Annotated in this window: 22 protein-coding genes and 1 riboswitch; of the genes, 17 read left to right on the top strand and 5 right to left on the bottom strand. The window is 45.9% G+C overall.

What is annotated here, in order from left to right; genetic code table 11:
• The 6 genes from M654_RS16860 (at nt 1) to kdpDN (ending at nt 7,083) form a co-directional block, all read left to right on the top strand.
• Entirely contained in the window at nt 1–846 is an 846-nt protein-coding gene (locus tag M654_RS16860) for an aldo/keto reductase (RefSeq protein ID WP_142246099.1), read from the top strand.
• A gap of 227 nt (nt 847–1,073) precedes the next feature.
• Nucleotides 1,074–1,218, top strand: a riboswitch (cyclic di-AMP (ydaO/yuaA leader).
• 225 nt (nt 1,219–1,443) lie between these two features.
• Complete coding sequence (kdpF, locus tag M654_RS24430; protein ID WP_077737193.1) at nt 1,444–1,521, top strand: K(+)-transporting ATPase subunit F; 78 nt, start codon at nt 1,444–1,446, stop codon at nt 1,519–1,521.
• Between the two features lie 16 nt (nt 1,522–1,537).
• The gene (gene kdpA / locus M654_RS16850; RefSeq protein ID WP_026588036.1) at nt 1,538–3,205 is read left to right on the top strand and encodes a potassium-transporting ATPase subunit KdpA; all 1,668 of its coding nucleotides are present in this window, start codon (nt 1,538–1,540) and stop codon (nt 3,203–3,205) included.
• 19 nt (nt 3,206–3,224) lie between these two features.
• Nucleotides 3,225–5,279 (top strand): potassium-transporting ATPase subunit KdpB, encoded by a 2,055-nt coding sequence (kdpB, locus tag M654_RS16845; protein ID WP_026588035.1) that lies wholly within the window; start codon nt 3,225–3,227, stop codon nt 5,277–5,279.
• A gap of 12 nt (nt 5,280–5,291) precedes the next feature.
• A complete protein-coding gene (kdpC, locus tag M654_RS16840; protein ID WP_236251145.1) occupies nt 5,292–5,861 on the top strand; it encodes a potassium-transporting ATPase subunit KdpC in 570 nt (189 codons plus the stop codon).
• A 64-nt stretch (nt 5,862–5,925) separates the two neighbouring features.
• Nucleotides 5,926–7,083, top strand: coding sequence for a KdpD-like non-kinase potassium sensor (gene kdpDN / locus M654_RS16835; RefSeq protein WP_026588033.1), 1,158 nt, complete (start codon nt 5,926–5,928; stop codon nt 7,081–7,083).
• Between the two features lie 20 nt (nt 7,084–7,103).
• Here kdpDN and M654_RS16830 read toward each other — a convergent pair whose 3' ends face one another.
• Both M654_RS16830 and M654_RS16825 read right to left on the bottom strand, forming a co-directional pair.
• The gene (locus M654_RS16830; protein WP_026588032.1) at nt 7,104–7,631 is read right to left on the bottom strand and encodes a methylated-DNA--[protein]-cysteine S-methyltransferase; all 528 of its coding nucleotides are present in this window, start codon (nt 7,629–7,631) and stop codon (nt 7,104–7,106) included.
• Between the two features lie 3 nt (nt 7,632–7,634).
• Nucleotides 7,635–8,198 carry a bifunctional transcriptional activator/DNA repair enzyme AdaA gene (locus M654_RS16825; RefSeq protein ID WP_026588031.1) on the bottom strand — a complete coding sequence of 188 codons (564 nt, stop codon included), beginning with the start codon at nt 8,196–8,198 and terminating at the stop codon, nt 7,635–7,637.
• A 238-nt stretch (nt 8,199–8,436) separates the two neighbouring features.
• On the opposite strand from M654_RS16825, the gene catA reads away from it, so the two are divergent.
• The gene (gene catA / locus M654_RS16820) at nt 8,437–9,090 is read left to right on the top strand and encodes a type A chloramphenicol O-acetyltransferase (protein WP_026588030.1); all 654 of its coding nucleotides are present in this window, start codon (nt 8,437–8,439) and stop codon (nt 9,088–9,090) included.
• 47 nt (nt 9,091–9,137) lie between these two features.
• On the opposite strand, the gene M654_RS16815 is transcribed toward catA, so the two are convergent.
• From M654_RS16815 to M654_RS16805, 3 genes are all read right to left on the bottom strand, one after another.
• Entirely contained in the window at nt 9,138–9,479 is a 342-nt protein-coding gene (locus M654_RS16815) for a DUF4064 domain-containing protein (RefSeq protein WP_026588029.1), read from the bottom strand.
• 551 nt (nt 9,480–10,030) lie between these two features.
• Nucleotides 10,031–10,285, bottom strand: coding sequence for a YciI family protein (locus tag M654_RS16810; protein WP_026588027.1), 255 nt, complete (start codon nt 10,283–10,285; stop codon nt 10,031–10,033).
• Nucleotides 10,286–10,354: 69 nt separating this feature from the next.
• A complete protein-coding gene (locus M654_RS16805; RefSeq protein ID WP_026588026.1) occupies nt 10,355–10,636 on the bottom strand; it encodes a YrhK family protein in 282 nt (93 codons plus the stop codon).
• Between the two features lie 163 nt (nt 10,637–10,799).
• On the opposite strand from M654_RS16805, the gene M654_RS16800 reads away from it, so the two are divergent.
• The 10 genes from M654_RS16800 (at nt 10,800) to levG (ending at nt 20,515) form a co-directional block, all read left to right on the top strand.
• On the top strand, nt 10,800–12,023 hold the full coding sequence (locus M654_RS16800; RefSeq protein ID WP_081692855.1) for an MFS transporter: 1,224 nt from the start codon (nt 10,800–10,802) through the stop codon (nt 12,021–12,023).
• Nucleotides 12,001–12,411, top strand: a complete 411-nt coding sequence (locus M654_RS16795) for a carboxymuconolactone decarboxylase family protein (protein WP_035428218.1) — start codon at nt 12,001–12,003, stop codon at nt 12,409–12,411. Before M654_RS16800 ends, M654_RS16795 begins: the two co-directional genes overlap by 23 nt.
• An 84-nt stretch (nt 12,412–12,495) precedes the next feature.
• Nucleotides 12,496–13,335 (top strand): helix-turn-helix transcriptional regulator, encoded by an 840-nt coding sequence (locus tag M654_RS16790; protein ID WP_026588024.1) that lies wholly within the window; start codon nt 12,496–12,498, stop codon nt 13,333–13,335.
• Nucleotides 13,336–13,431: 96 nt separating this feature from the next.
• Entirely contained in the window at nt 13,432–13,923 is a 492-nt protein-coding gene (locus M654_RS16785) for a hypothetical protein (protein WP_026588023.1), read from the top strand.
• Nucleotides 13,924–14,119: 196 nt separating this feature from the next.
• On the top strand, nt 14,120–14,533 hold the full coding sequence (locus M654_RS16780; protein WP_026588022.1) for a YjdF family protein: 414 nt from the start codon (nt 14,120–14,122) through the stop codon (nt 14,531–14,533).
• Nucleotides 14,534–14,909: 376 nt separating this feature from the next.
• Entirely contained in the window at nt 14,910–17,711 is a 2,802-nt protein-coding gene (locus M654_RS16775) for a sigma-54-dependent transcriptional regulator (RefSeq protein ID WP_026588021.1), read from the top strand.
• A 207-nt stretch (nt 17,712–17,918) separates the two neighbouring features.
• Nucleotides 17,919–18,359, top strand: coding sequence for a mannose/fructose/sorbose PTS transporter subunit IIA (locus M654_RS16770; RefSeq protein ID WP_026588020.1), 441 nt, complete (start codon nt 17,919–17,921; stop codon nt 18,357–18,359).
• Entirely contained in the window at nt 18,356–18,844 is a 489-nt protein-coding gene (locus tag M654_RS16765; RefSeq protein ID WP_026588019.1) for a PTS sugar transporter subunit IIB, read from the top strand. The genes M654_RS16770 and M654_RS16765 overlap by 4 nt, the downstream gene beginning before the upstream one ends.
• A gap of 17 nt (nt 18,845–18,861) precedes the next feature.
• Nucleotides 18,862–19,668, top strand: a complete 807-nt coding sequence (levF, locus tag M654_RS16760) for a PTS fructose transporter subunit IIC (protein WP_026588018.1) — start codon at nt 18,862–18,864, stop codon at nt 19,666–19,668.
• Between the two features lie 19 nt (nt 19,669–19,687).
• Nucleotides 19,688–20,515, top strand: a complete 828-nt coding sequence (levG, locus tag M654_RS16755; RefSeq protein ID WP_026588017.1) for a PTS fructose transporter subunit IID — start codon at nt 19,688–19,690, stop codon at nt 20,513–20,515.
• Nucleotides 20,516–20,654: the final 139 nt, after the last annotated feature.

Here is a 20,654-nt window from a genome sequence, read left to right as displayed (position 1 = left end):
ATGACTGCAAAACATTTACAAGATCGAATCACTTTGCATAACGGCAAGGACATGCCCTGGTTTGGGCTCGGTGTATTTAAGGTGGAAGAAGGGCCTGAGCTGGTTCAGGCGGTCAAAACGGCGATTGCCCACGGCTATCGCAGCATTGATACGGCGGCAATCTACGGAAATGAAGCAGGAGTCGGACAGGGAATCCGTGAAGGGATCAAGGCGGCCGGTATTTCAAGAGATGATATATTTGTCACGTCAAAAGTATGGAATGATGATTTAGGCTATGAGTCTACCATCTCCGCCTATGAAGCGAGCCTTGAAAAATTGGGGCTTGATGCGCTGGATTTATATCTGATCCATTGGCCTGTCGAAGGGCGGTATAAAGAGGCCTGGAGGGCGCTGGAAACCCTTTATGAAGCAGGGCGCGTGAAAGCGATCGGAGTCAGCAATTTTCAAATCCACCATCTCGAAGATTTGTTGAAGGATGCCAAAATCAAACCGATGATCAATCAAGTCGAGTACCATCCGCGCCTGACACAGAAAGAACTTCATTCATTTTGCAGCGTTCACGGGATTCAGCTTGAAGCTTGGTCTCCGTTAATGCAGGGGCAGCTGCTCGACCATCCGCTTTTACAAGACATCGCCAAAAAACACGGCAAAACCGCTGCCCAAGTTATATTGCGCTGGGATTTGCAAAACGGCGTCATCACGATTCCGAAATCAACCAAACCGCAGCGGATTGCGGAAAACGCGGATATATTCGATTTTGAGCTGACACAAGAGGAGATGAGGCAAATTGACGGGTTGAATGAGAACACCCGCGTCGGCCCTGATCCTGACAATTTTGACTTTTAAGTCATGACACCGTTCGATGGTCGAACGGTGTTTGTTGTCCAGCTTTTTCACAATTGCGTTTTAGAAAAAGTGAGATTTTTAAAGAAAAGAGACGAAAGTATGAAATAAAGTATGATAATAGAGGGATAAAAGGTGAATATCGTCATATTTGACCACTTATGAAACTTTACACTTCTGTTTTACGGGCGTAATATAAATCTCATCAAAAAACTGAATAAAATTTCCAATTTACGTAACCGCTGAATTCCAACCGGAAGCGGGGGAACCAATTTTTTGTGGCATGCCACTTGGGGTGAATCCTTTTTCAAGGTAAGGTGACTCTTTGCACCTGAATCCGACAGCTAACCTCGTAAGCGTTTAAAGAGAACCCAAATACGTGCGGAAAGCACGGTTTCTTAACTGTGCCTAAAAAAAGCCGTAAGAGGTTTGTTCTCTTGCGGCTTTTTTTCATGCCTTCAAAACAGAAATGAGAGGAGGTGAGTAAACGTGCGTGATATCGTGATGCTGGCTGTGACCGCATCTTTAACGGCGATGCTGCTTTTATTGGTGAAGTGGGCGGGAAAAACGACTGATCATTCATAGAGAGGGTGAATCCAAATGATATGTCTCTTTGCCATAGTGATCGCCATGTTTGTTTATTTAACCTATGCTTTGTTGAATCCGGAAAAATTTTAACTGGGGGTAAAAGAAAATGACATCGCTTTTGTCGATCTGTTTCATTCTGCTGATCGCATTGTCGGCGGCTAAACCGATGGGGCTTTACATAGCTAAAGTGTTTGATTACGCTCCGTCTCAAATCGACCGTATTTTTCTGCCGGCTGAACGTCTGTTTTATCGAATTGGCGGTGTGAAAACGGAAAATCAATCATGGAGGAAATACGCTGTCTCCCTTGTTTTGACCAACACGGTGGTGATTTGCACGGTCTATCTCGTTTTCCGCCTGCAAGGGGTATTGCCTTTCAATCCGACAAACGTTGCGGGTATGGAGCCGACGCTTGCCTTTAATACAGCCGTCAGTTTTATGACCAATACGAATTTACAGCATTACAGCGGTGAAAGCGGTCTTTCTCTGTTGTCGCAAATGATCGCCATTACCTTTTTAATGTTTGCGGCGCCTGCCACCGCCCTCTCTGCAGCGATGGCGATGATTCGGGGGCTTGCCGGAAAGCCGCTCGGCAATTTCTTTGTCGATCTGATTCGCTCTATCACCCGGATTTTACTGCCGATCTCCGTTGTTGCGGCCCTTGTTTTTGTCGGTTTAGGGGTACCTCAGACGCTCAGCCCGACCGCCACAGCCCATACGCTAACCGGAGGGGAGCAGACGATTTTGCGCGGGCCGGTCGCTTCTTTTTTATCCATCAAAGAACTGGGAAACAACGGAGGAGGGTATTTCGGGGTCAACTCTTCCCATCCATATGAAAATCCAAATGGATGGAGCAATGCGGTTCAAATCTTGTTGATGCTTCTCATCACCATTTCACTGCCGTTTACCTACGGGAAAATGGTAGGGAACAAAAAACAGGGACGGATCCTTTTTGTATCGGCCGGTCTTTTGTTTTTAATCGCCGCCGGTGCAGCCTTTATGACGGAATCGGGAGGAAACACCGCTGTCAGCGAGCTGGGGATCAGCCATGATGAAGGCAGTATGGAGGGAAAAGAAGTCCGTTTTGGAACATTGAATTCAGCCTTTTATGCGATGGTCACCACCGCAACTGAAACGGGTGCGGTCAATACGATGCACGATACGCTGGCGCCTCTCACAGGGCTTATGGCATTGCTCAACATGATGCTGAACACGGTTTTTGGCGGAATTGGTGCCGGATTTATGAACATGCTTTTGTATGCGATGGTCTCCGTTTTTCTCTCCGGTTTAATGGTGGGGAGAACACCTGAGTTTTTAGGCAAAAAAATTGAAGGAAAAGAAATGAAGCTCATTGCTGTCACGCTGCTGATTCATCCCCTGTTGATTCTAGGGGCGTCAGCGCTTGCAATGTATACACAGGCCGGGCAAGATGCGATCTCAAATCCCGGTTTTCACGGGATCAGCCAGGTTTTATATGAGTATACATCCTCAGCCGCGAATAACGGTTCCGGCTTTGAAGGACTGGGAGATGCCACACCATTCTGGAATATAACAACCGGGATTGTGATGTTCATCGGCCGTTATTTCTCAATCGTCACATTGCTGGCTGTCACGGGATCTTTGTTGAAAAAACAAGCCGTCCCGGAAACGACCGGCACATTCCGGACGGATACAAGTCTGTTTGGCGGCATTTTTGTTGCCTCGATTTTGATTGTCGGAGCACTCACCTTCTTTCCTGTGTTGGTGTTGGGGCCGGTTGCAGAGTTTTTAACATGATGATAGGGGGGCTTTATCAATGAACGATTTGCCGATCGTTTCAGATTCGGTTCGCAAGCCAAAGCGTATGATGGACAAAACAATCATAAAAGCTGCGATCAAAGATGCTTTTTTAAAATTAGATCCGAGACGTATGGTTAAAAATCCGATTATATTTATGGTGGAAGTTGGTTTTTTGATTGCCGTTCTGCTTTCCATTTTTCCGCAGTATTTCGGAAGCGCGGCGGCTCCTTGGTTCAACCCGGCAGTTTCCGTGATCTTGCTTTTTACGGTTTTGTTCGCCAACTTCGCTGAAGCATTGGCTGAAGGAAGGGGAAAAGCGCAGGCGGATTCTTTAAAACAGACGAAAAAAAGGATCTGGGCCAATAAAGTAATGGATGGCAGAAGCGAAAAAGTGTCATCAGACGATCTGCGAAAAGGGGATATTGTCATTGTATCCCAAGGTGAAATGATTCCCGGAGACGGCGAAGTGATCGATGGTCTCGCCTCCGTTGATGAATCGGCCATTACAGGTGAGTCCGCCCCGGTTATCAAAGAAGCGGGTGGCGATTTTAGTTCTGTCACGGGTGGGACCCGCGTCATCAGCGATTCGATTACAATCGAAATCACAAGCGATCCCGGTGAAACCTTTTTGGATCAGATGATTGCCTTGGTCGAAGGAGCGGAAAGGCAGAAAACCCCGAATGAAATTGCCTTGAACACCGTGTTAATGAGCTTGACCATCATTTTTCTGATTGTTGTTGTGACACTTCCGTTGTTTACGGCTTACCTCGGTTTTCAACTTGATCCCGCGATCCTGATTGCACTGCTTGTCTGTCTGATCCCGACGACGATTGGAGGGCTTTTGTCGGCGATCGGGATTGCGGGGATGGATCGTGTCACCCGGTTTAACGTGCTGGCGATGTCGGGGAAAGCTGTCGAGGCCGCCGGTGATATTAACACGATCATTCTCGATAAAACGGGAACGATCACGTTTGGGAACCGGATGGCTAGTGAGTTTGTGCCGGTCGGAGAAGAAACACTGCAGTCTGTCGGCGAATATGCAGCTCTCAGTTCGGTTCATGATGAAACACCGGAAGGGCGCTCTGTCATCGAACTCGCCAAAAAACGGACAATCCAATACGACTCATCTGTTGTTGAAGGCGGAGATTTCGTCGACTTCAAAGCGGAAACAAGAATGAGCGGAGCTGATCTTCCGGATGGAAGAAAAATACGCAAAGGTGCCGTCGATGCCGTGAAACAGTGGGTCGAAGAAAACGGCGGAACGATTCCGCAGGATCTTGATCAAAAAAGCGAACAGATTTCAAAAGAAGGCGGTACTCCGCTGGCCGTGGCGGCCGATGATCGAATGTTCGGTTTGATTTATTTGAAGGACACCGTCAAACCGGGGATGAGAGAACGTTTTGAAGAGCTTCGCAAAATGGGAATAAAAACGGTGATGTGTACGGGTGATAATCTGCTTACCGCTGCAACCATCGCCAAAGAGGCCGGGGTCGATGATTTTATCGCGGAATGCAAACCGGAAGATAAAATCAACGTCATCAAAGAGGAACAATTGAAGGGAAAATTAGTCGCCATGACGGGAGATGGGACAAATGATGCGCCGGCGCTGGCCCAAGCTGACGTAGGGATTGCCATGAACAGCGGGACGACTGCGGCAAAAGAAGCGGCGAACATGGTGGATCTTGACTCGAATCCGACGAAGATTATTGAAGTGGTGTCGATTGGAAAGCAGCTGCTCATGACCCGCGGCGCTTTAACGACGTTTAGCATTGCAAATGATATTGCCAAATACTTTGCCATTATTCCGGCGATGTTTATGCTGGCCATTCCCGACATCAAAGCACTGAACATTATGGGGCTTGCTTCACCGTTGTCGGCCATTTTATCGGCACTGATTTTTAACGCGGTGATCATTCCGCTTCTCATCCCGTTGGCGATAAAGGGAGTAGCATACAAACCGATGAGCTCAAATGCTTTATTGGCCCGCAACTTATTGATCTATGGACTTGGAGGTGTGATTGTTCCGTTTATCGGGATTAAGCTGATTGATATGTTGATTCAGATCATGTAAGGAGGACAGATGATGATAATGAAAGAATTAGGAGCGGTTGTCAGGGTCAGCTTGCTACTTATGATCATGTGCGGGCTGGCGTATCCCTTGGCGATGACAGGAATTTCCCAGACGGTTATGCCTGAAAAATCAAACGGAAGTCTTGTTTATAATCCAAAAGGAGAAATCATCGGCTCGGCGCTAATCGGGCAGTCATTTACAGATCCGCGTTTTTTTCACGGCAGGGAATCAAGCATCGGCTATGATGCGGCAGGGTCGGGATCACCGAATGAGGCATCGTCAAATCCAGCTTTGTTGAAGCGGATCAAAACTTCAATTGAATCATGGAAAAAGGAAAATCCCGATGTTCCTGTCAAAGGGATTCCGGTTGATGTCATCACGAATTCTGCATCGGGGTTAGACCCCGATATCAGCCCGGACGGCGCACGAGTTCAAATTCCAAGAATCAGCAGACTGACAGGAGTTTCACAGAGAGATCTTGAACAATTGGTTCATAGACATACAAAAAATGCTTCCATCTTCAGTGAACCGCGTGTGAATGTACTGCTCCTAAACATTGATTTGAAGGAAAGGCTGAATTAGTGATGTCTCCTCAATGTCTAGATACTGCAGACATTGGGGAAGACATTCCGAGGAGGGCTGACTATTGCAAAAAAACCCCCGGGACTTTAGAAGAAAAACACCGGAGGAACTATTGGCTGAAATTGAAATGCTGAAAAGTGGGCATTGGACGATTTTTATCGGTTCGGCTCCCGGCGTCGGGAAAACGTACCGAATGCTGCAGGAGGCCGATGGTTTAAAACGTGAGGGCATAGATGTGGTCATCGGTCTAATCGAAACGCACGGCAGGAAAGAGACGGCCGCTTTAATGAATGATTTGGAGATCATTCCAAAGAGGAAAATCGAATACAAAGGAAAAATGCTCGAAGAAATGGATGTCGACGCGATCATTGAGCGTAAGCCCGATCTTGTGATCATAGATGAACTAGCGCATACAAACATTCCCGGATCGAAGAATGAAAAACGCTATATGGACGCAGAAGATATTTTGAAAGAAGGGATCAACGTTCTCTCTGCGGTCAATATTCAGCATGTAGAGAGCGTTCATGATATTGTTCAGCATGTGACGGGTGTAAAAGTAAGGGAACGGATTCCTGACCGCGTCTTGGATAGGGCTCATGAAATTATCCTGATCGATGTCACCCCTGAAACATTGCAAAAACGGCTGCGGGAAGGAAAAATTTATGAAAAACATAAAATAAAACAGGCTTTATCCCACTTTTTCACCAAAAATAATTTAGCGGCGCTCAGAGAACTCGCTTTGCGCGAAGTGGCAGATGATGTGGATGACCGGATGGAGCGGACCGGTTTCAATGGGAGCCGGCGGCCAAGGGGAACAAATGAAAAAATACTCGTCTGCGTGCAGCACGGAAAAAATGCCGAAAAACTGATTCGCCGCGGCTGGAGAATTGCGAGCAGGCTGAAAGCCAATCTGTTTGTGCTGACGGTTTCCCCCCAGTCAAAAGAGCGGCTGGGAAAACACGAACGCGACAAAATCAGTCAATGGGAATGCCTCTGTGCCCAATTTGGCGCCGAGTTTATTTTTATATTTAAACCTTCCGGCAAACGCTATGTGTCAGAAACGATTACCGAGATCGCGAAGAAAAAAAGCATCACCCAGATTGTGCTGGGGCAGTCCGCTCGCTCAAGATGGGAGGAAATCACGAAAGGTTCCATTGTCAACAGCATCATGCGGCATACGGACGGTATCGACATTCATATCGTCTCAGATGAAAAAGTTTAGATTTGACAGCAAACAGCGCCTTAGTCTCCCAAATCTCCGCTCTGTCGGCCTTCAAGCCTGAGCAAGTGCTGTTTCATCTCCAGACCGCCCCGGTAGCCTGTCAACTTGCCGTTTTTTCCGATGACACGATGGCAGGGGATGACGATTAAAAGCGGATTGGCGCCGATCGCGGCGCCAACGGCCCGAACAGCGTCCGGCCTTTGGATCACAACGCCGATTTCCGAATATGTGCGTGTTTCTCCATAAGGAATCATGCGCAAAGCGTGCCAGACCGAGAGCTGAAAAGGCGTGCCGGTGAGAGCAACGGGCAGGCTGAAATGCCTGCACCGCCCGCTAAAATAAGCCGTCAATTCATCCGTGTATGGCTGAAGCTTTTCATCATCGCGGACGACAGCAAGGTCCGGAAACCTTTTACTGGCCCAGTCGGCCAGCTTCCGTGAGCCCTTCTGATCGAAGTCTGTATAGCAAAGCCCTTTTGCTGATGCCGCGATTGTGAGAGTCCAGCTGCCCCATTCAAACTGACTCCACTGCAAGATTTTTTCAATCATTGGCTACTTCCTCCGCTTCATCTGCCGGTACTCTGTCGGCGTTTGTCCTTTGATTTTTTTAAAGAGGACGGCAAAATAATCCGCATTTGCGATGCCGATCGCCGCGGCAATTTCCGCCATCGGTTGATTTGAAGAGGCGAGCAGCTTGCCCGCTTCAGAGATTCTTTTTTGCCGGATATAGTCTACCGGAGAAACACCCTTGATCCGTTTGAATATCCGCTGCAGGTGAAAAGGGCTGACATGGCTTATGTCGGCTAGTGCTTTGAGCGTCAAGGGTTCACGGTAATGTGTGGCGATGATGTGTGCGACTTGTTCTGCAAGCTCTTCATCGGGAAGCAGCGCACCGTCCGGCCGGCAGCGCTTGCACGGACGAAAGCCCGCTGCTAGAGCTTGCTCTGCATTTTGGAATATACGGACATTTTCAATTTGGGGAGCCCTTGATTTACAGGAGGGACGGCAAAAGATTCCCGTTGTTTTTACCGCATAAAGAAAAGCGCCGTCATAAGACCGGTCGTTTTCGACAATCGCCCGCCACCGTTCAGGCGTCAATTCCGATTTACTGTTCATATGATCACCCCGCTGTATGTCAGTATAACCTGAAAAAGGGTGTATGTGTTCGTGTAAAGAATGGGATCGCAAGATGACAAAGAAAAAAATCATGTGCTCAGAAAGCGGCTGACCGCACTTGATTCTGAATCTTTAAAGGACTACACTTGGATAAAAGACCCATGGGGTGAGACTGATGAAGAAATCAGAGAAGTTCGCCTCCTAAAATAAATATTCTATTATTTTAGGAGGATCAAGCATGAATTTTAAAAGAATAGACCTGGAGCATTGGCATCGAAAACCTTATTTTGAACACTTCATGTCAGAAGGGAAATGCTCTTTCAGCCTGACGGCAAACCTGAATATCAGTGCAATGCTGGAGGTGCTGAAAGAACAGAACATCAAGCTTTATCCCGCGTTTATTTACATGGTTTCAAGGGTTGTTCAAGCCTATCCAGAATTCAGAACGGGCTACAATGAGAAGGGTGAGCTCGGGGTATGGGAGCAGATGAATCCCTGCTATACGGTTTTTCATCATAAAGAACAAACCTTTTCCGCCGTATGGACGGAGTATGATATTGATTTTTCGCGGTTTTATCATAACCATCTGAAAGACATGCTTCGCTTTGGAAACAACAAAGGACTGTGGGCTAAGGAAAATATCCCGGCCAACGCGTTTTCGATCTCCTCTATTCCATGGGTAAGCTTTACAAGCTTCAATTTGAACCTTGCAAACAGCGGACATTTGCTGCCGATCATCACAAACGGGAAATTCTTTTCGAATGGAACAGAGACGCTGCTGCCGGTTTCCCTGCAGGTTCACCATGCGGTGTGTGACGGCTGGCATGCGGGTGTTTTTATGAATGAATTACAGAGGTTGGCTGACTCCGGCGAGGAATGGCTGAAAAAGTGAATGGAATGAAAAGAGGCCGGATACACACCCGGCCTCTTTTTGATACGTTATGCAGCTATTGTTTTCTCTTTTCTGACCAATCCCATGATACCGGCGATGAAAAGCAGAACGCCCGATAAAATGTAGAACATGAAAATACAAATAAATCCGCCGATTGCAGAAATTAAAAGCATGATTCCGCCAAGTTTTGCTTTATTCCTCACTATGACTGATCCAACAATACCGAGAATGGAAAAGAAGACCGCTCCCCATCCAAGTCCAACGATTTGACTTGTGCCGGATGAGCTGAATGCAGCGTCGATGCCGCCGATCATCAATGCAATAAAAGCGCCGATAAAACCGAAAATACCGCCAATTAGACCTAGTACAAATTCTGTCGTTCTTTTCATATGTAAAAACTCCTTTTTTTTGCCGGTACCGTTACTGGCACAGGCTTCTTTGTCCAAAATCGCTGCCGTCACCCGTCAAATGCTTGCATCATTGTTTATGATCTGCCCTTCCAGCAACGAAGCTTCAAGCAACCGTAAACTTCTTCTATGAACAGCGGCAATAAAAATAAATGTTTTAATCATTGCATATTCCAATTGCTGTGAAAGAATAAAAGTTTAAGATTGTTGCCCATGAAGATTTTCTGCACCCCAAAATGAACCTTGTTTTTTAGGCCTACATCCTGCCGGCAACGTTCTTTTTGGAATGATCCTCTTTCAATCGCTCCATACAGCTGAAATAAGCGGGCTTTTGATCTGTTCGAATATCCACCTCCTGTTCTCAGTACGAACACTCCTATTATCATAGGTTAAAATACCCAATTTTTCAATAGGTTTTTTTGGAGTCAAAATAAGTATCGGTCGAAAAGGCCGTTTCTTTATATTTTTTCGGACGGAGTATGTTCATAAAAAAACCTCCCGCGCAGGGAAGGTTTATATTGCATATGAAGCTTTTATTTGATCTGCCATTCTTTGATCACCAGTGTGGAAGAGCCGCTTTCAACAATCGGATCGGAATGTCCGATTTCTGTTGCTTCTTTGAGAGACTTTGCCCTGATGAGATACGCACCTCCGGATGCATCGCTGAAAGGGCCGAACATGTCCAGGCGGTTCTCGGCTTTCAGCCTGTCCAAAAATTCATAATGGGCCGGCACATATTGATCGTTAAAGTTCTCGGTTCTGGTTGTCATAAGTAGATATTTTTTCATCGTAGCACTCCTTTCTGTCAAAAGATGACTTTATTTTAGCACAAATAAAAGATTCATATAAAGGTTCGCCTAATCTGAATTCGTCCGCATCAACCGGCGTTCAAGATATCTTCTGTAATGAACATCGTGTATGAAGCGAATCGCAGGTCTTGTCATCAGCTGAAAACTTCCGATGACAAACAGCCAGATTCCCGCGGGCTTCAACGTGGCCGAAAAAAAGAAGAAGCTCCCGACAAAAAATAAAAGACCGATGAGAAAGTCGTTTACTGTATGGAGCACCTTATATCTTTTTTTGAAAAACAATTCATATCGGTCCATATGCTGCTGCATCTCGTTTGCTTCTTTTGACATTGTTCCATTCCCCCCATCTCTTTTTTCTTACCCTTGAGGAAGTAAAAGTAAAACGTGAAGAGCAGGTGCTCTTAGTCATGGTACTCCTGATACTATGATCAATACACTGCTATTTTCATATGTTCGAAGTCACTTATAATGCATAGCGTAAGGGGGTGACAAAATGGAAAAGCTGAATTCTGGGGTCTCGAAAGGGTTGATTCTCCTAATGGCGGTGATTTCAGGATTTACTGTGGCAAATATCTATTTAAATCAAACGCTTCTGGTCAGCATGGCGCATACGTTTCACACAACAGCCGCCGAGACGGGCATGATCGCGACAATCACCCAGGCAGGCTACGCATTGGGAAATTTAATGCTGGTTCCTCTTGGCGATATGTTTGAAAGGCGCCGGCTGATTTTAAATCTGTTGTTACTTGTCTGTCTCTGTTCTGCCAGTTCAGCGATTGCCGTGAATTTTTTCTGGCTTGTGACAGCACAGCTTCTGCTGGGGTTTTTTACGATCATCCCGCAATTGATCGTTCCTTTTGCAGCAGACCTTGCCCGTGAGACGGAGAGAGGAAAAGTGATCGGCAATGTTGCAATCGGCCTGGTGTGCGGAATTTTGGGAGCAAGGCTTTTTAGCGGCATCATTGATTCGCAGTACGGCTGGAGGTCGGTGTATTGGATCACGTGTGCGGCATCAGTCATGATCATGGTGCTGATTCGTTTGTTTTTGCCGAAAAGCAAGGTTGCAAACACCGTTCACTATAGAAAACTTTTGGCATCTCTGGGGCCTTTGCTCCTGCAGGAAAAAACTCTGAGAAAAGCCTGTTTGAGCCAAGGTCTTATGTTTGGCGCTTTTAGTTTGTTTTGGACGACGCTTGTTTTTCTGCTGAATGATCCACCTTATACCTATGGAAGCCAGGGCGCAGGAATGATTGGGCTTGTCGGAATCGGAGGCGCCTTTGCTGCTCCTGTGATCGGGCGAATTATTGACAAGAGGGGGCACGTTTTTGCAAATGTGCTGTGCATGTCATTATCATTATTTGCTTTTATCCTCCTTTTTTTAGGGAAAATATCTTTAATAGCCGTCATTATAGGAGCGCTCTTTGTCACCATGGGCACGCAAGCCAATCAGGTTGTAAGCCAGGCTATGATCTTTCAATTGTCCGGTGAGATGAGAAGCCGTCTCAACGGTATGTTGATGGTTATGGTTTTCCTCGGCGGCGCCTTGGGTTCATTCCTGGGCGTTTTGACCTGGAGCAGCTTCAATTGGCCAGGTGTTTGTGCGCTCGGAATACTGATGACCGGTATCGCCTTCACATCACTGTTGATTTCCGACAAGCCTGCCCAAAAAATTCAATGCGAGGAGAGAATAGATCATGCAAATGTGCGACAATTATAAAAAAGGACTTAAAGTATTAGAACAAATTGATCAAGACCATTACGAAGAAATTGTAAACAGTTTCAAAGAATCGATTGCCCCTGATCTTGGAAAGTTGGCCGTGGAGTTTAACTACGGCCAGATCTTTTCAAGACCGGGCCTTGAATTGAAGTCCAGGCTGCTGGCGTCAGTAGCGGGTCTAACCGCGCTTGGAAACACAGAGCAGCTGCCGTTTTATATCAATGGTGCGCTAAATGCCGGATGGACAAAGGAAGAGATCATCGAAGTGATGATGCAGATGATCATTTATTCAGGTTTTCCAAACGGCCTTAACACAATATTAACGGTCGCCTCAGAAGTGTTTGCCGAGCGAAACGGGGATCCAGAAGAATCCCACTCATCACAATAAATAGCAGGTTTTATCTTCATTCCGCTCCTTTTTCATGTAGAATCTTAAATAGAAGATGTTCGCCACGCAGGAGGAGTGAGTATTTTGGATGGAATGAAAGAGAAAAGAAAAGAGTTGGGCGATTTTTTGAAATTAAAAAGGTCAACAGTATCCCCCGAAGAATACGGGATGCCGCTCGGACAGAGAAGAAGAACGAAAGGTCTGAGAAGAGAAGAACTGGCCCAGCTTGCCGGCATTGGGGTGACCTGGTATACGTGGCTTGAGCAGGGGAGGGATATCCAAGTATCGACACAGGTGCTGGAAAGCATTTCGAGAGTTCTCAAATTAAACTATGAGGAAAAAAAGCATGTCTTTCTGTTGGCTGGACAGCAAATCCCGCTCTATGAACTGCAAAGCACCAAACAACACTTGAACCCGGCCGTTCAGCATCTGATTGAGCATTTAAAAGATTGTCCCGTCTACGTCACAGATGAAAAGTGGGACGTGATTGCCTGGAATGAAGCGGCGTGTTTGGTGTTCGGCGATTTTAAACGGATGAGTCATAAAGAAAAAAATGCGATTTGGCGCTGTTTTTGTTCCAAGGACTATCAAAAACTTCTGGCTGATTGGGAAAGCCATGCGAAAAGACTGCTGGCGCAATTTCGATTCACAGCTTCCCGCTTCATTGGAGAAGAATGGATCAACGAGTTGATCGATGAGTTGTCGCAAAAAAGCGCTGAATTTCGCAGCTGGTGGAATCATCATGACATCCTCGGCACGCCCGCCGGTGAAAAAGAAATTAATCACCCTTCGGCCGGCACGATGTTTATGGAGCATGTCACTCTGCAATTATACGATGCGCCTGATTTAAAGCTCACGGTGTATAGACCGTTGGAAAAAGAAAACACGATTTCAAAACTGAGAATGTTATTGTCTAAATCGTAAAGGGAGCGGATCAATCCGCTTCCTTTTTTCATGAACAAATGCATCATCCATACGGGAGAGGGCCAACATATTAAAAACGTCATGAGGAGGTTTATGATGAAAAAACTGTTGTTTACCATTGGTGCATTTTGTATTGCAAGCGCGCTTTCGCCAATTTCGGCAGCAAACGCGCTCAATATTCAGCAATTGCCGGTCAAGCAGAAGACAGACCAATGGACGGTTGAAATCGGCAAAGCGAAAGAAGGAAAGAACCTGGCAAAAGCTGAACAAGGAAAATATCAAACATATTCGGTCAAGGTTCAAAAAATCGGCCGCGATATAGCTTCAGCGGAAATTCATCTTTTTAGAAATGATCCGCACTCCGAAACGAAGTATTCTCTTTTCGGCAAGCGTGACGAACGTCGTGATCACAAGGAGGAAGCTTTGTTGGCCAAAAGTTTGAATAATGGAACGCCTGTCAGCTACAGCAATATTTTGGTAGCCGAAAAAGCATCGGAATTAGAAGTCGATATCCTATGGACGGAAAAAGGAACTGAAGGAAGAATGTTAAAGGAGACATTTACATTCACATCGAATGCCCGCAACTGATGGGGGCGACATAAAAGGTCATAGAAAATAAACGGAACACCCTTCCATTGAATTGAAAAGTCTGCTACATTGATCTAGAAGAATGAAAAAACACGATCCGGTTGGTAGTCCAGATGCATCTTGATGATGTCAGTAACCTTCCCCTCCTCGGGATGTCCATCATTCTTCGTAAGTTTTAATAGAGGAGGGAATCGTGATGAAATTAACGATTTACCATGATGGCCAGTTTTACGTCGGGATTATTGAAGTTGTACGGGAAGGCAAATTAAGGGCATTTCGCCATATGTTTGGCCAGGAGCCGAAAGATAAGGAAGTGCTCGAGTTTGTCAACCATCAGCTTATGCGGATCATTGCAGATGCTGAACAGGAAGGGATTCGGATACAAGCTGAACCCGAAAGGAAAATCAATCCGAAAAGGCTTCAGCGCCAAGTGGCCAAAGAAATGAAGCATGCCCGGATATCCACTAAAGCTCAAGAAGCCATCAAACAGGAACAGCAAGCCAAAAAAGAAAAGAAAAAACGCTTGAATAAACACCGCCGGGAACAGGAAAACATGCAAAAATACCGCTTGAAAAAGCAAAAGGCAAAAGCGAAGCATAGAGGCAAGTAAGCGAATGTTCCCGCCAAAGGTTAAAACGGCCCTCATCAGATGAGGGCCGTTTGATTTGAAATCGTTCCCCCGCATCCTACTCATCTGAATAGGCATCAATATTCCTTACCTTCCGCTCTTGTCATTTGCAAGAAAAATATCATCATCGATATATATGATCGTTTCAGAGAATGGTAAACTATTGACAAACAGTACTTTGGAAGGGGGTATCTATGACCAATATCGCATATGGAATATCTAGAATCCTTTTTAATATGAGATGAAACGCTTGATGCGTTCAAACGTCCGGCTAACACTCAGGATTCGTATTCGGAATTTTCTAAAAAACTAGCAAACGGCAACGGACAATATCCAAAAAGGACAAAGGATGATAGACATGAAAAGAATCGATAAAGTGTATCAGCAGCTTATGCAAAATTTTCATGAAACAACCTTGGATCACCTTTTAAAGGTGCAAGGATATTCTGCAAAAGAAATCGCTGAACAGCTGAAAATGGAGCGCTCCAATGTTAGCTTTGAATTGAACAACCTTGTACGCTCGAAAAAGGTCATCAAAGTTAAAACATTCCCTGTTCGTTATGTCCCTGTTGAAACGGTGGAAAAAACGTTCGGACGTAAATGGAATAAAGACGTGATGGAAGTCGAGGAACTGAAGCAGTATGCCGGCCATTCGAAAAAGCCCCGCCGGGATATTTCCACGAATCCGCTGGAACTTATGATCGGGGCGAAAGGCAGCTTAAAAAAAGCGATCTCGCAAGCGAAAGCCGCTGTCTTTTATCCTCCGCACGGCCTCCATATGCTCCTTTTAGGACCGACGGGTTCGGGCAAATCGCTTTTTGCCAACCGGATTTACCAGTTCGCCATTTATTCCGACATATTGAAGCCGGGCGCTCCGTTTATTACATTTAACTGTGCAGACTACTATAACAATCCGCAATTGCTGCTTTCGCAATTGTTTGGACATAAAAAAGGGAGCTTTACCGGCGCCGGCGACGATAAAGTCGGTTTGGTCGAACAGGCCGACGGCGGCATTCTGTTTATGGATGAGATCCACCGCCTTCCCCCGGAAGGACAGGAAATGCTGTTTTATTTTATTGACAGCGGAACATATAACAGGCTTGGGGAGACGGAACATAAACGGACAGCAAAGGTATTGTTCATATGCGCGACGACAGAAAACCCGAGCTCTGCTCTATTAAAAACATTTCTGCGAAGAATTCCGATGACGATACATATTCCCTCGCTTGATGAACGATCATTGCAGGAAAGAGTCGAGCTGACGACGTTTTTGTTGGGGAAAGAAGCAGAGCGGATTAAGAAAAATTTAAGCGTCCACATTGATGTGTACAACGCGCTGATTCATTCGGCGAAATTCGGAAATGTGGGACAGCTGAAATCGAATGTACAGCTTGTTTGTGCACACGGGTTTTTAAACCACCTGGACCGGGAAGATGTTGTGGAACTGACCGTCCGCGACCTTCCGGAGGACATCAAGCAAGACTGGATTTCCAGCAGCAAAAATATTGAAAGAAGCAAAATGATTTCTGAATATGTCAATATTACCACGATCATTTCGCCGATTGTCGAGGATGAAACAACCAAGATCGAAGACGATCTTTCCTTTAATCTGTATCATTTGATAGAGGAAAAAGTCAAAATCTTAAATCAGGAAGGTTTATCAAAAAAGGAGATTAATCAATACATTTTAACTGATATCCATCTGCATGTCCGCAGCTTTTTCCATCAACGAACATTTCAAAACTACAGCCTGCTGAAATTTGTGGAAGACGATGTGCTTCACATTACGAAAGCATTAAAAGAAGTTGCCGAACATGAGCTGAATTGCAAATTTGACCGTAAATTCATCTACTTTTTAAGCATGCATATCGACTCATTTTTAAAGCGCGGAAAGCAAATTGATGTCTTGAATACACAGGAGACGGACGAAATCCGTGACACCCATGTGAAAGAATATCAGGTCGCCCTGATTTTCAAAGATAAGATTGAAGAATATTTTAGAGTCGTCATTCCGGAAATCGAAGTCATCTATTTAACGATGCTCATTCATTCGATCAAATCATTGGAGGAAACGAAAAGGGTGGGGATTGTCGTGGCTGCGCACGGAAACAGCATGGCAAGTTCCCTGGTGGAGGTGGCAACTGAACTGTTGGGCAGCACCCCGATTGTAGCCGTGGATATGCCCCTTACTGTATCACCGGCGGAAATCATCGAATGCCTGGCGGTAAAGGTTGAGGAAGTGGACGAAGGAGAGGGCGTTTTAATGCTCGTCGACATGGGATCGCTTGCAATGCTGGGAAGCAGGCTCGAAGAAAAAACCGGCGTCAAAATCAAAACGATCAGCAATGTTACCACAGCAATGGTGCTGGATGCGGTTCGAAAGGTGAACTATCTGAATCTAAACCTTCATGCGATCTATGATTCGGTTAAAAAGGACTTTATCGAATTATGGGACCAGCAGCCTGCGGCATCCGGCAAAAGGAAGGCGCTGGTCTCGATTTGCACGACAGGCAGCGGAACGGCCAAAAAGCTGGAAGAGATTTTAACAACGATCGTCAACAAAGCATCTGATGATCCGATTAAAATCCTGACCGTTTCATCCATGAAATTGGCAAACAGCATCAAAAAAATCGAACAAGAATATGAGATCGTTGCCACAGTCGGAACGAAAAACCCGAAAATCGACGCTCCCCATGTATCTTTGGAAGTATTAATTGAAGGAGAAGGCGAAAAAATTCTTCAGCAGGCGATCACAAAAGGTCATGCACCGGCAAACGTCGGACTAACCAGCCCGAATATCGTTGTGCGGGAGCTTTGCGAAGATAGTTTGAAAAAGTATCTGGTCTTTTTGAACCCGTACCATATTACAGAGATTTTATTGGAGTGGCTGCAAACAATCCAGGACGAATTGGGCATCATCTTAAACAACTCAGTGATGATCAAAGTCATCGTACACACCGCATTTGCTTTTGAAAGGGTGATCAAACAGAACCCGATCGCTTTTGCGGACGAAGAAGAGATAACCGATCAGCTGGAACGGGTCTACCGCGTGACGGAGCAGACATTAATACCTTACGAAGAAAAGCTCGGACTCAACATCAGCCGTGATGAAAAACTGTTTATCGCCTCGATTTTTGCCGAAGAATTGCAGTCTTCATGAAATGCAGGCTGTTTTAAATCCGCCTTTTTTCTATAAACCTGTATTAAATGGACCCCCATTTTAATACAGGTTTATTTTTTATTTGAAATGTGTTTCATACCGAAAAAATCACCGACTTAAGATTCAATAAAAAATGCTGATACTCCTACCTTGGCACGATACTTGCATGAATAATAAGCGAACGAAAAAAGGAAAGGAGCAAACATCATGATTTCAGTCATTATCAGTGGACATGGACATTTTCCCACAGCATTAAAAGAGTCTTCAGGCATGATATTCGGTGAAGAAGACAACCTCATGGCGGTGCCGTTTTTGAAAGGTGAAGGCATCCAAACATTGCAAGAAAAATATAAAGAGACGCTGAAGGGCATTCCCGAGGAACATGAAGTTCTGTTTTTGGTGGATATTTTTGGAGGGACGCCATATAACGCGGCCACCCCTTACATCGTCGGCGACCGAAGAATCGATATGGCCGCCGGCGTCAACCTGCCGATTCTGTTGGAAGCCTTAAGCTTGAGAGGACATATGCCGCTGAAAGAGCTGCTCGGCAATTTGAAAAAGATGAGTCAAGAAACCTTTCAAGTGTGCAGTGAACATTTAGAAAAAGTAAAGATCTCCCATCAAGAAAGAGAGGATGAATTATTATGAAGATTGTACTTGCAAGAATTGACGACCGCTTCATTCACGGCCAGGTGCTAACAAGGTGGATTAAAATTCATGCCGCCGACCGCATCATCATCGTCTCAGATGAGATTGCGGCTGATGAAATGAGAAAAACGCTGATCCTTTCTGTGGCGCCTTCTAATGTAAAAGCGAGCGCCGTCTCGATTTCGAAGATGGCCAAAGCGTTTCACAGTCCGCGCTATCAGGATACAACAGCGATGCTTTTATTTGAAAAACCGGGTGATATCGTATCCCTCGTTGAAGCAGGTGTACCAATCGAGACAGTCAATGTCGGCGGCATGCGCTTTGAGAATAACCGCAGGCAAATAACAAAATCGGTCAGTGTTACAGAAAAAGATATCGAGGCGTTTGAAGCACTGCATGAAATGGGTGTGAAACTGGAGCTGCGGCAGCTTCCTTCCGATAACAGTGAAGATTTTATGCAGCTTTTAAGAAACGCCGCAAAATAAAAGGAGGATGAAACAAGATGACGACCATACAAATCGTTTTGTTGCTGATCATCGCAGCCATTACAGGCATAGGCAGCGTGCTGGACGAGGGGCAGACGCACCGTCCGCTGATTGCCTGCACATTGGTCGGCTTGGTGCTCGGTGATTTAAAGACGGGAATCATTCTCGGTGGAACACTTGAGCTGATGGCGCTCGGCTGGATGAATGTCGGTCTTGCCATGGCGCCGGATACAGCGATCGCCTCTGTGATTTCAACGATTTTAGTCATTACCGCTGATCAGGGAATCGGTGAAGGCATTGCCGTGGCTGTCGCACTCGCCGCTGCAGGGCAGGCGCTGACCATTTTTGTCCGCACAATCACCGTCTTTCTCATTCATCGCGCTGACAAATATGCGAAAGACGGGAATTTTAAAGGAATCGAAATCATGCACATCACCGCGATGGTCTTTCAAGCGCTGCGGGTCATGATCCCGACTTTGATTGTGGCATTGATCAGCGTCAGCGCCGTTCAGGCCTTCTTGGGAAATATACCTGAAGTCATCACAAAAGGTTTGCAGGTAGGCGGGGGAATTATCGTTGTCGTCGGGTATGCCATGGTCATCAATATGATGAACATCCCTTATTTAAAGCCATTTTTCTATATCGGATTTTTACTGGCAGCATTTACAGATTTCAACCTGGTTGGGTTTGGCGCACTGGGGCTTTGTCTGGCGCTCTTATATCAGCAGGTCATGCAAAAAAACACCGCGCATGGCGCAGTCGCCGCTGCCAGCGACAGCAGTGTGGCTGTCTATGATGACGACGATGATGATCTCGATGCCTAAATCATAAGGAGGGATGAAGATGGATACAGAAAAAAGATTAACGAAAAGAGAAATTTTCAGCATGTTTATACGTTCCAATTTTTTGCTGGGATCATTTAACTTTGAGCGTGTTCAGGCCATGGGGTATTGCTATGTCATGATTCCGGCGATTAAAAAGCTTTACGGCCCGGGAGCGAAAAGAAGTGAAGCGCTCCAGCGCCACCTGGAATGGTTCAACACGCATCCATGGCTGACAGCGCCCATTTTCGGCGTCACAGCCGCCATGGAAGAAGAAATGGCCAACAATAAAGGAATTGACGCCAAAGCGATCAGCGGAATGAAAATCGGATTAATGGGACCTTTGGCCGGTGTGGGCGACCCTATTTTCTGGGGAACATTGCGCCCGGTACTGGCGGCTTTAGGGGCATCGCTCGCTTTAGGCGGGAACATCGCCGGTCCTTTGCTGTTTTTCTTCTTAATCAATGCGATTCGATTAAGCACGAAGTATTACGGTTTAAAATACGGTTATGTAAAAGGAATGGAAATTCTGCAAGACTTGGTCGGAAACCGCATTCAAAAGTTGACGGAAGGCGCCACCATCCTCGGCTTGTTTGTCATGGGAGCCCTCGTCTCCAAGTGGACCACCATCAACATCCCGGTCGTGGTGTCAAGAATTAAGGATGAGTCAGGCAAAGTCGATGTTCAAACGGTGCAAAATGTGTTAGACAGCATCATGCCGGGAGCTCTCCCTTTGGGATTGACATTGTTCGTGGCCTGGATGCTGCGCAAAGGTGTGAATCCTCTGTTGATTATATTGGGTATTTTTGTAATTGGGATTCTCGGCTATTGGGCTGGATTTTTGAAGTAGGGAGAAAGTCAGCCGCGAAATGGAAGCGGGCTGTGCGGCCGTAGACATTCTTGGCCGTTTAGCAGCTGTTGGACAATAATCATAGTAGCTTAGCTGCAGCAGGAAGCGGCGGTAAGGTGTTAAAAAGGAAAAAGAGAGG

Source organism: Bacillus sp. NSP9.1 (assembly GCF_000465465.2).
In the GTDB taxonomy this organism is placed as follows: domain Bacteria; phylum Bacillota; class Bacilli; order Bacillales; family Bacillaceae; genus Bacillus; species Bacillus sonorensis_A.
The sequence above is the reverse complement of the archived record's forward strand: the minus strand, read 5'-3'. Positions and strand labels throughout refer to the sequence as shown.

What these genes read in the sequence shown, in the direction of transcription:
- M654_RS16765 (WP_026588019.1), top strand. Translation starts at nt 18,356, where the DNA reads ATGAAGATTGTACTTGCAAGAATTGACGACCGCTTCATTCACGGCCAG.
- M654_RS16785 (WP_026588023.1), top strand. Translation starts at nt 13,432, where the DNA reads ATGAAAAAACTGTTGTTTACCATTGGTGCATTTTGTATTGCAAGCGCG.
- M654_RS16775 (WP_026588021.1), top strand. Translation starts at nt 14,910, where the DNA reads ATGAAAAGAATCGATAAAGTGTATCAGCAGCTTATGCAAAATTTTCAT.
- kdpB (WP_026588035.1), top strand. Translation starts at nt 3,225, where the DNA reads ATGAACGATTTGCCGATCGTTTCAGATTCGGTTCGCAAGCCAAAGCGT.
- M654_RS16780 (WP_026588022.1), top strand. Translation starts at nt 14,120, where the DNA reads ATGAAATTAACGATTTACCATGATGGCCAGTTTTACGTCGGGATTATT.
- kdpC (WP_236251145.1), top strand. Translation starts at nt 5,292, where the DNA reads ATGATAATGAAAGAATTAGGAGCGGTTGTCAGGGTCAGCTTGCTACTT.
- M654_RS16830 (WP_026588032.1), bottom strand. Translation starts at nt 7,631, where the DNA reads ATGATTGAAAAAATCTTGCAGTGGAGTCAGTTTGAATGGGGCAGCTGG.
- kdpF (WP_077737193.1), top strand. Translation starts at nt 1,444, where the DNA reads ATGATATGTCTCTTTGCCATAGTGATCGCCATGTTTGTTTATTTAACC.
- catA (WP_026588030.1), top strand. Translation starts at nt 8,437, where the DNA reads ATGAATTTTAAAAGAATAGACCTGGAGCATTGGCATCGAAAACCTTAT.
- M654_RS16805 (WP_026588026.1), bottom strand. Translation starts at nt 10,636, where the DNA reads ATGTCAAAAGAAGCAAACGAGATGCAGCAGCATATGGACCGATATGAA.
- M654_RS16815 (WP_026588029.1), bottom strand. Translation starts at nt 9,479, where the DNA reads ATGAAAAGAACGACAGAATTTGTACTAGGTCTAATTGGCGGTATTTTC.
- M654_RS16810 (WP_026588027.1), bottom strand. Translation starts at nt 10,285, where the DNA reads ATGAAAAAATATCTACTTATGACAACCAGAACCGAGAACTTTAACGAT.
- M654_RS16800 (WP_081692855.1), top strand. Translation starts at nt 10,800, where the DNA reads ATGGAAAAGCTGAATTCTGGGGTCTCGAAAGGGTTGATTCTCCTAATG.
- M654_RS16795 (WP_035428218.1), top strand. Translation starts at nt 12,001, where the DNA reads ATGCAAATGTGCGACAATTATAAAAAAGGACTTAAAGTATTAGAACAA.
- M654_RS16860 (WP_142246099.1), top strand. Translation starts at nt 1, where the DNA reads ATGACTGCAAAACATTTACAAGATCGAATCACTTTGCATAACGGCAAG.
- levF (WP_026588018.1), top strand. Translation starts at nt 18,862, where the DNA reads ATGACGACCATACAAATCGTTTTGTTGCTGATCATCGCAGCCATTACA.
- levG (WP_026588017.1), top strand. Translation starts at nt 19,688, where the DNA reads ATGGATACAGAAAAAAGATTAACGAAAAGAGAAATTTTCAGCATGTTT.
- M654_RS16825 (WP_026588031.1), bottom strand. Translation starts at nt 8,198, where the DNA reads ATGAACAGTAAATCGGAATTGACGCCTGAACGGTGGCGGGCGATTGTC.
- kdpA (WP_026588036.1), top strand. Translation starts at nt 1,538, where the DNA reads ATGACATCGCTTTTGTCGATCTGTTTCATTCTGCTGATCGCATTGTCG.
- M654_RS16770 (WP_026588020.1), top strand. Translation starts at nt 17,919, where the DNA reads ATGATTTCAGTCATTATCAGTGGACATGGACATTTTCCCACAGCATTA.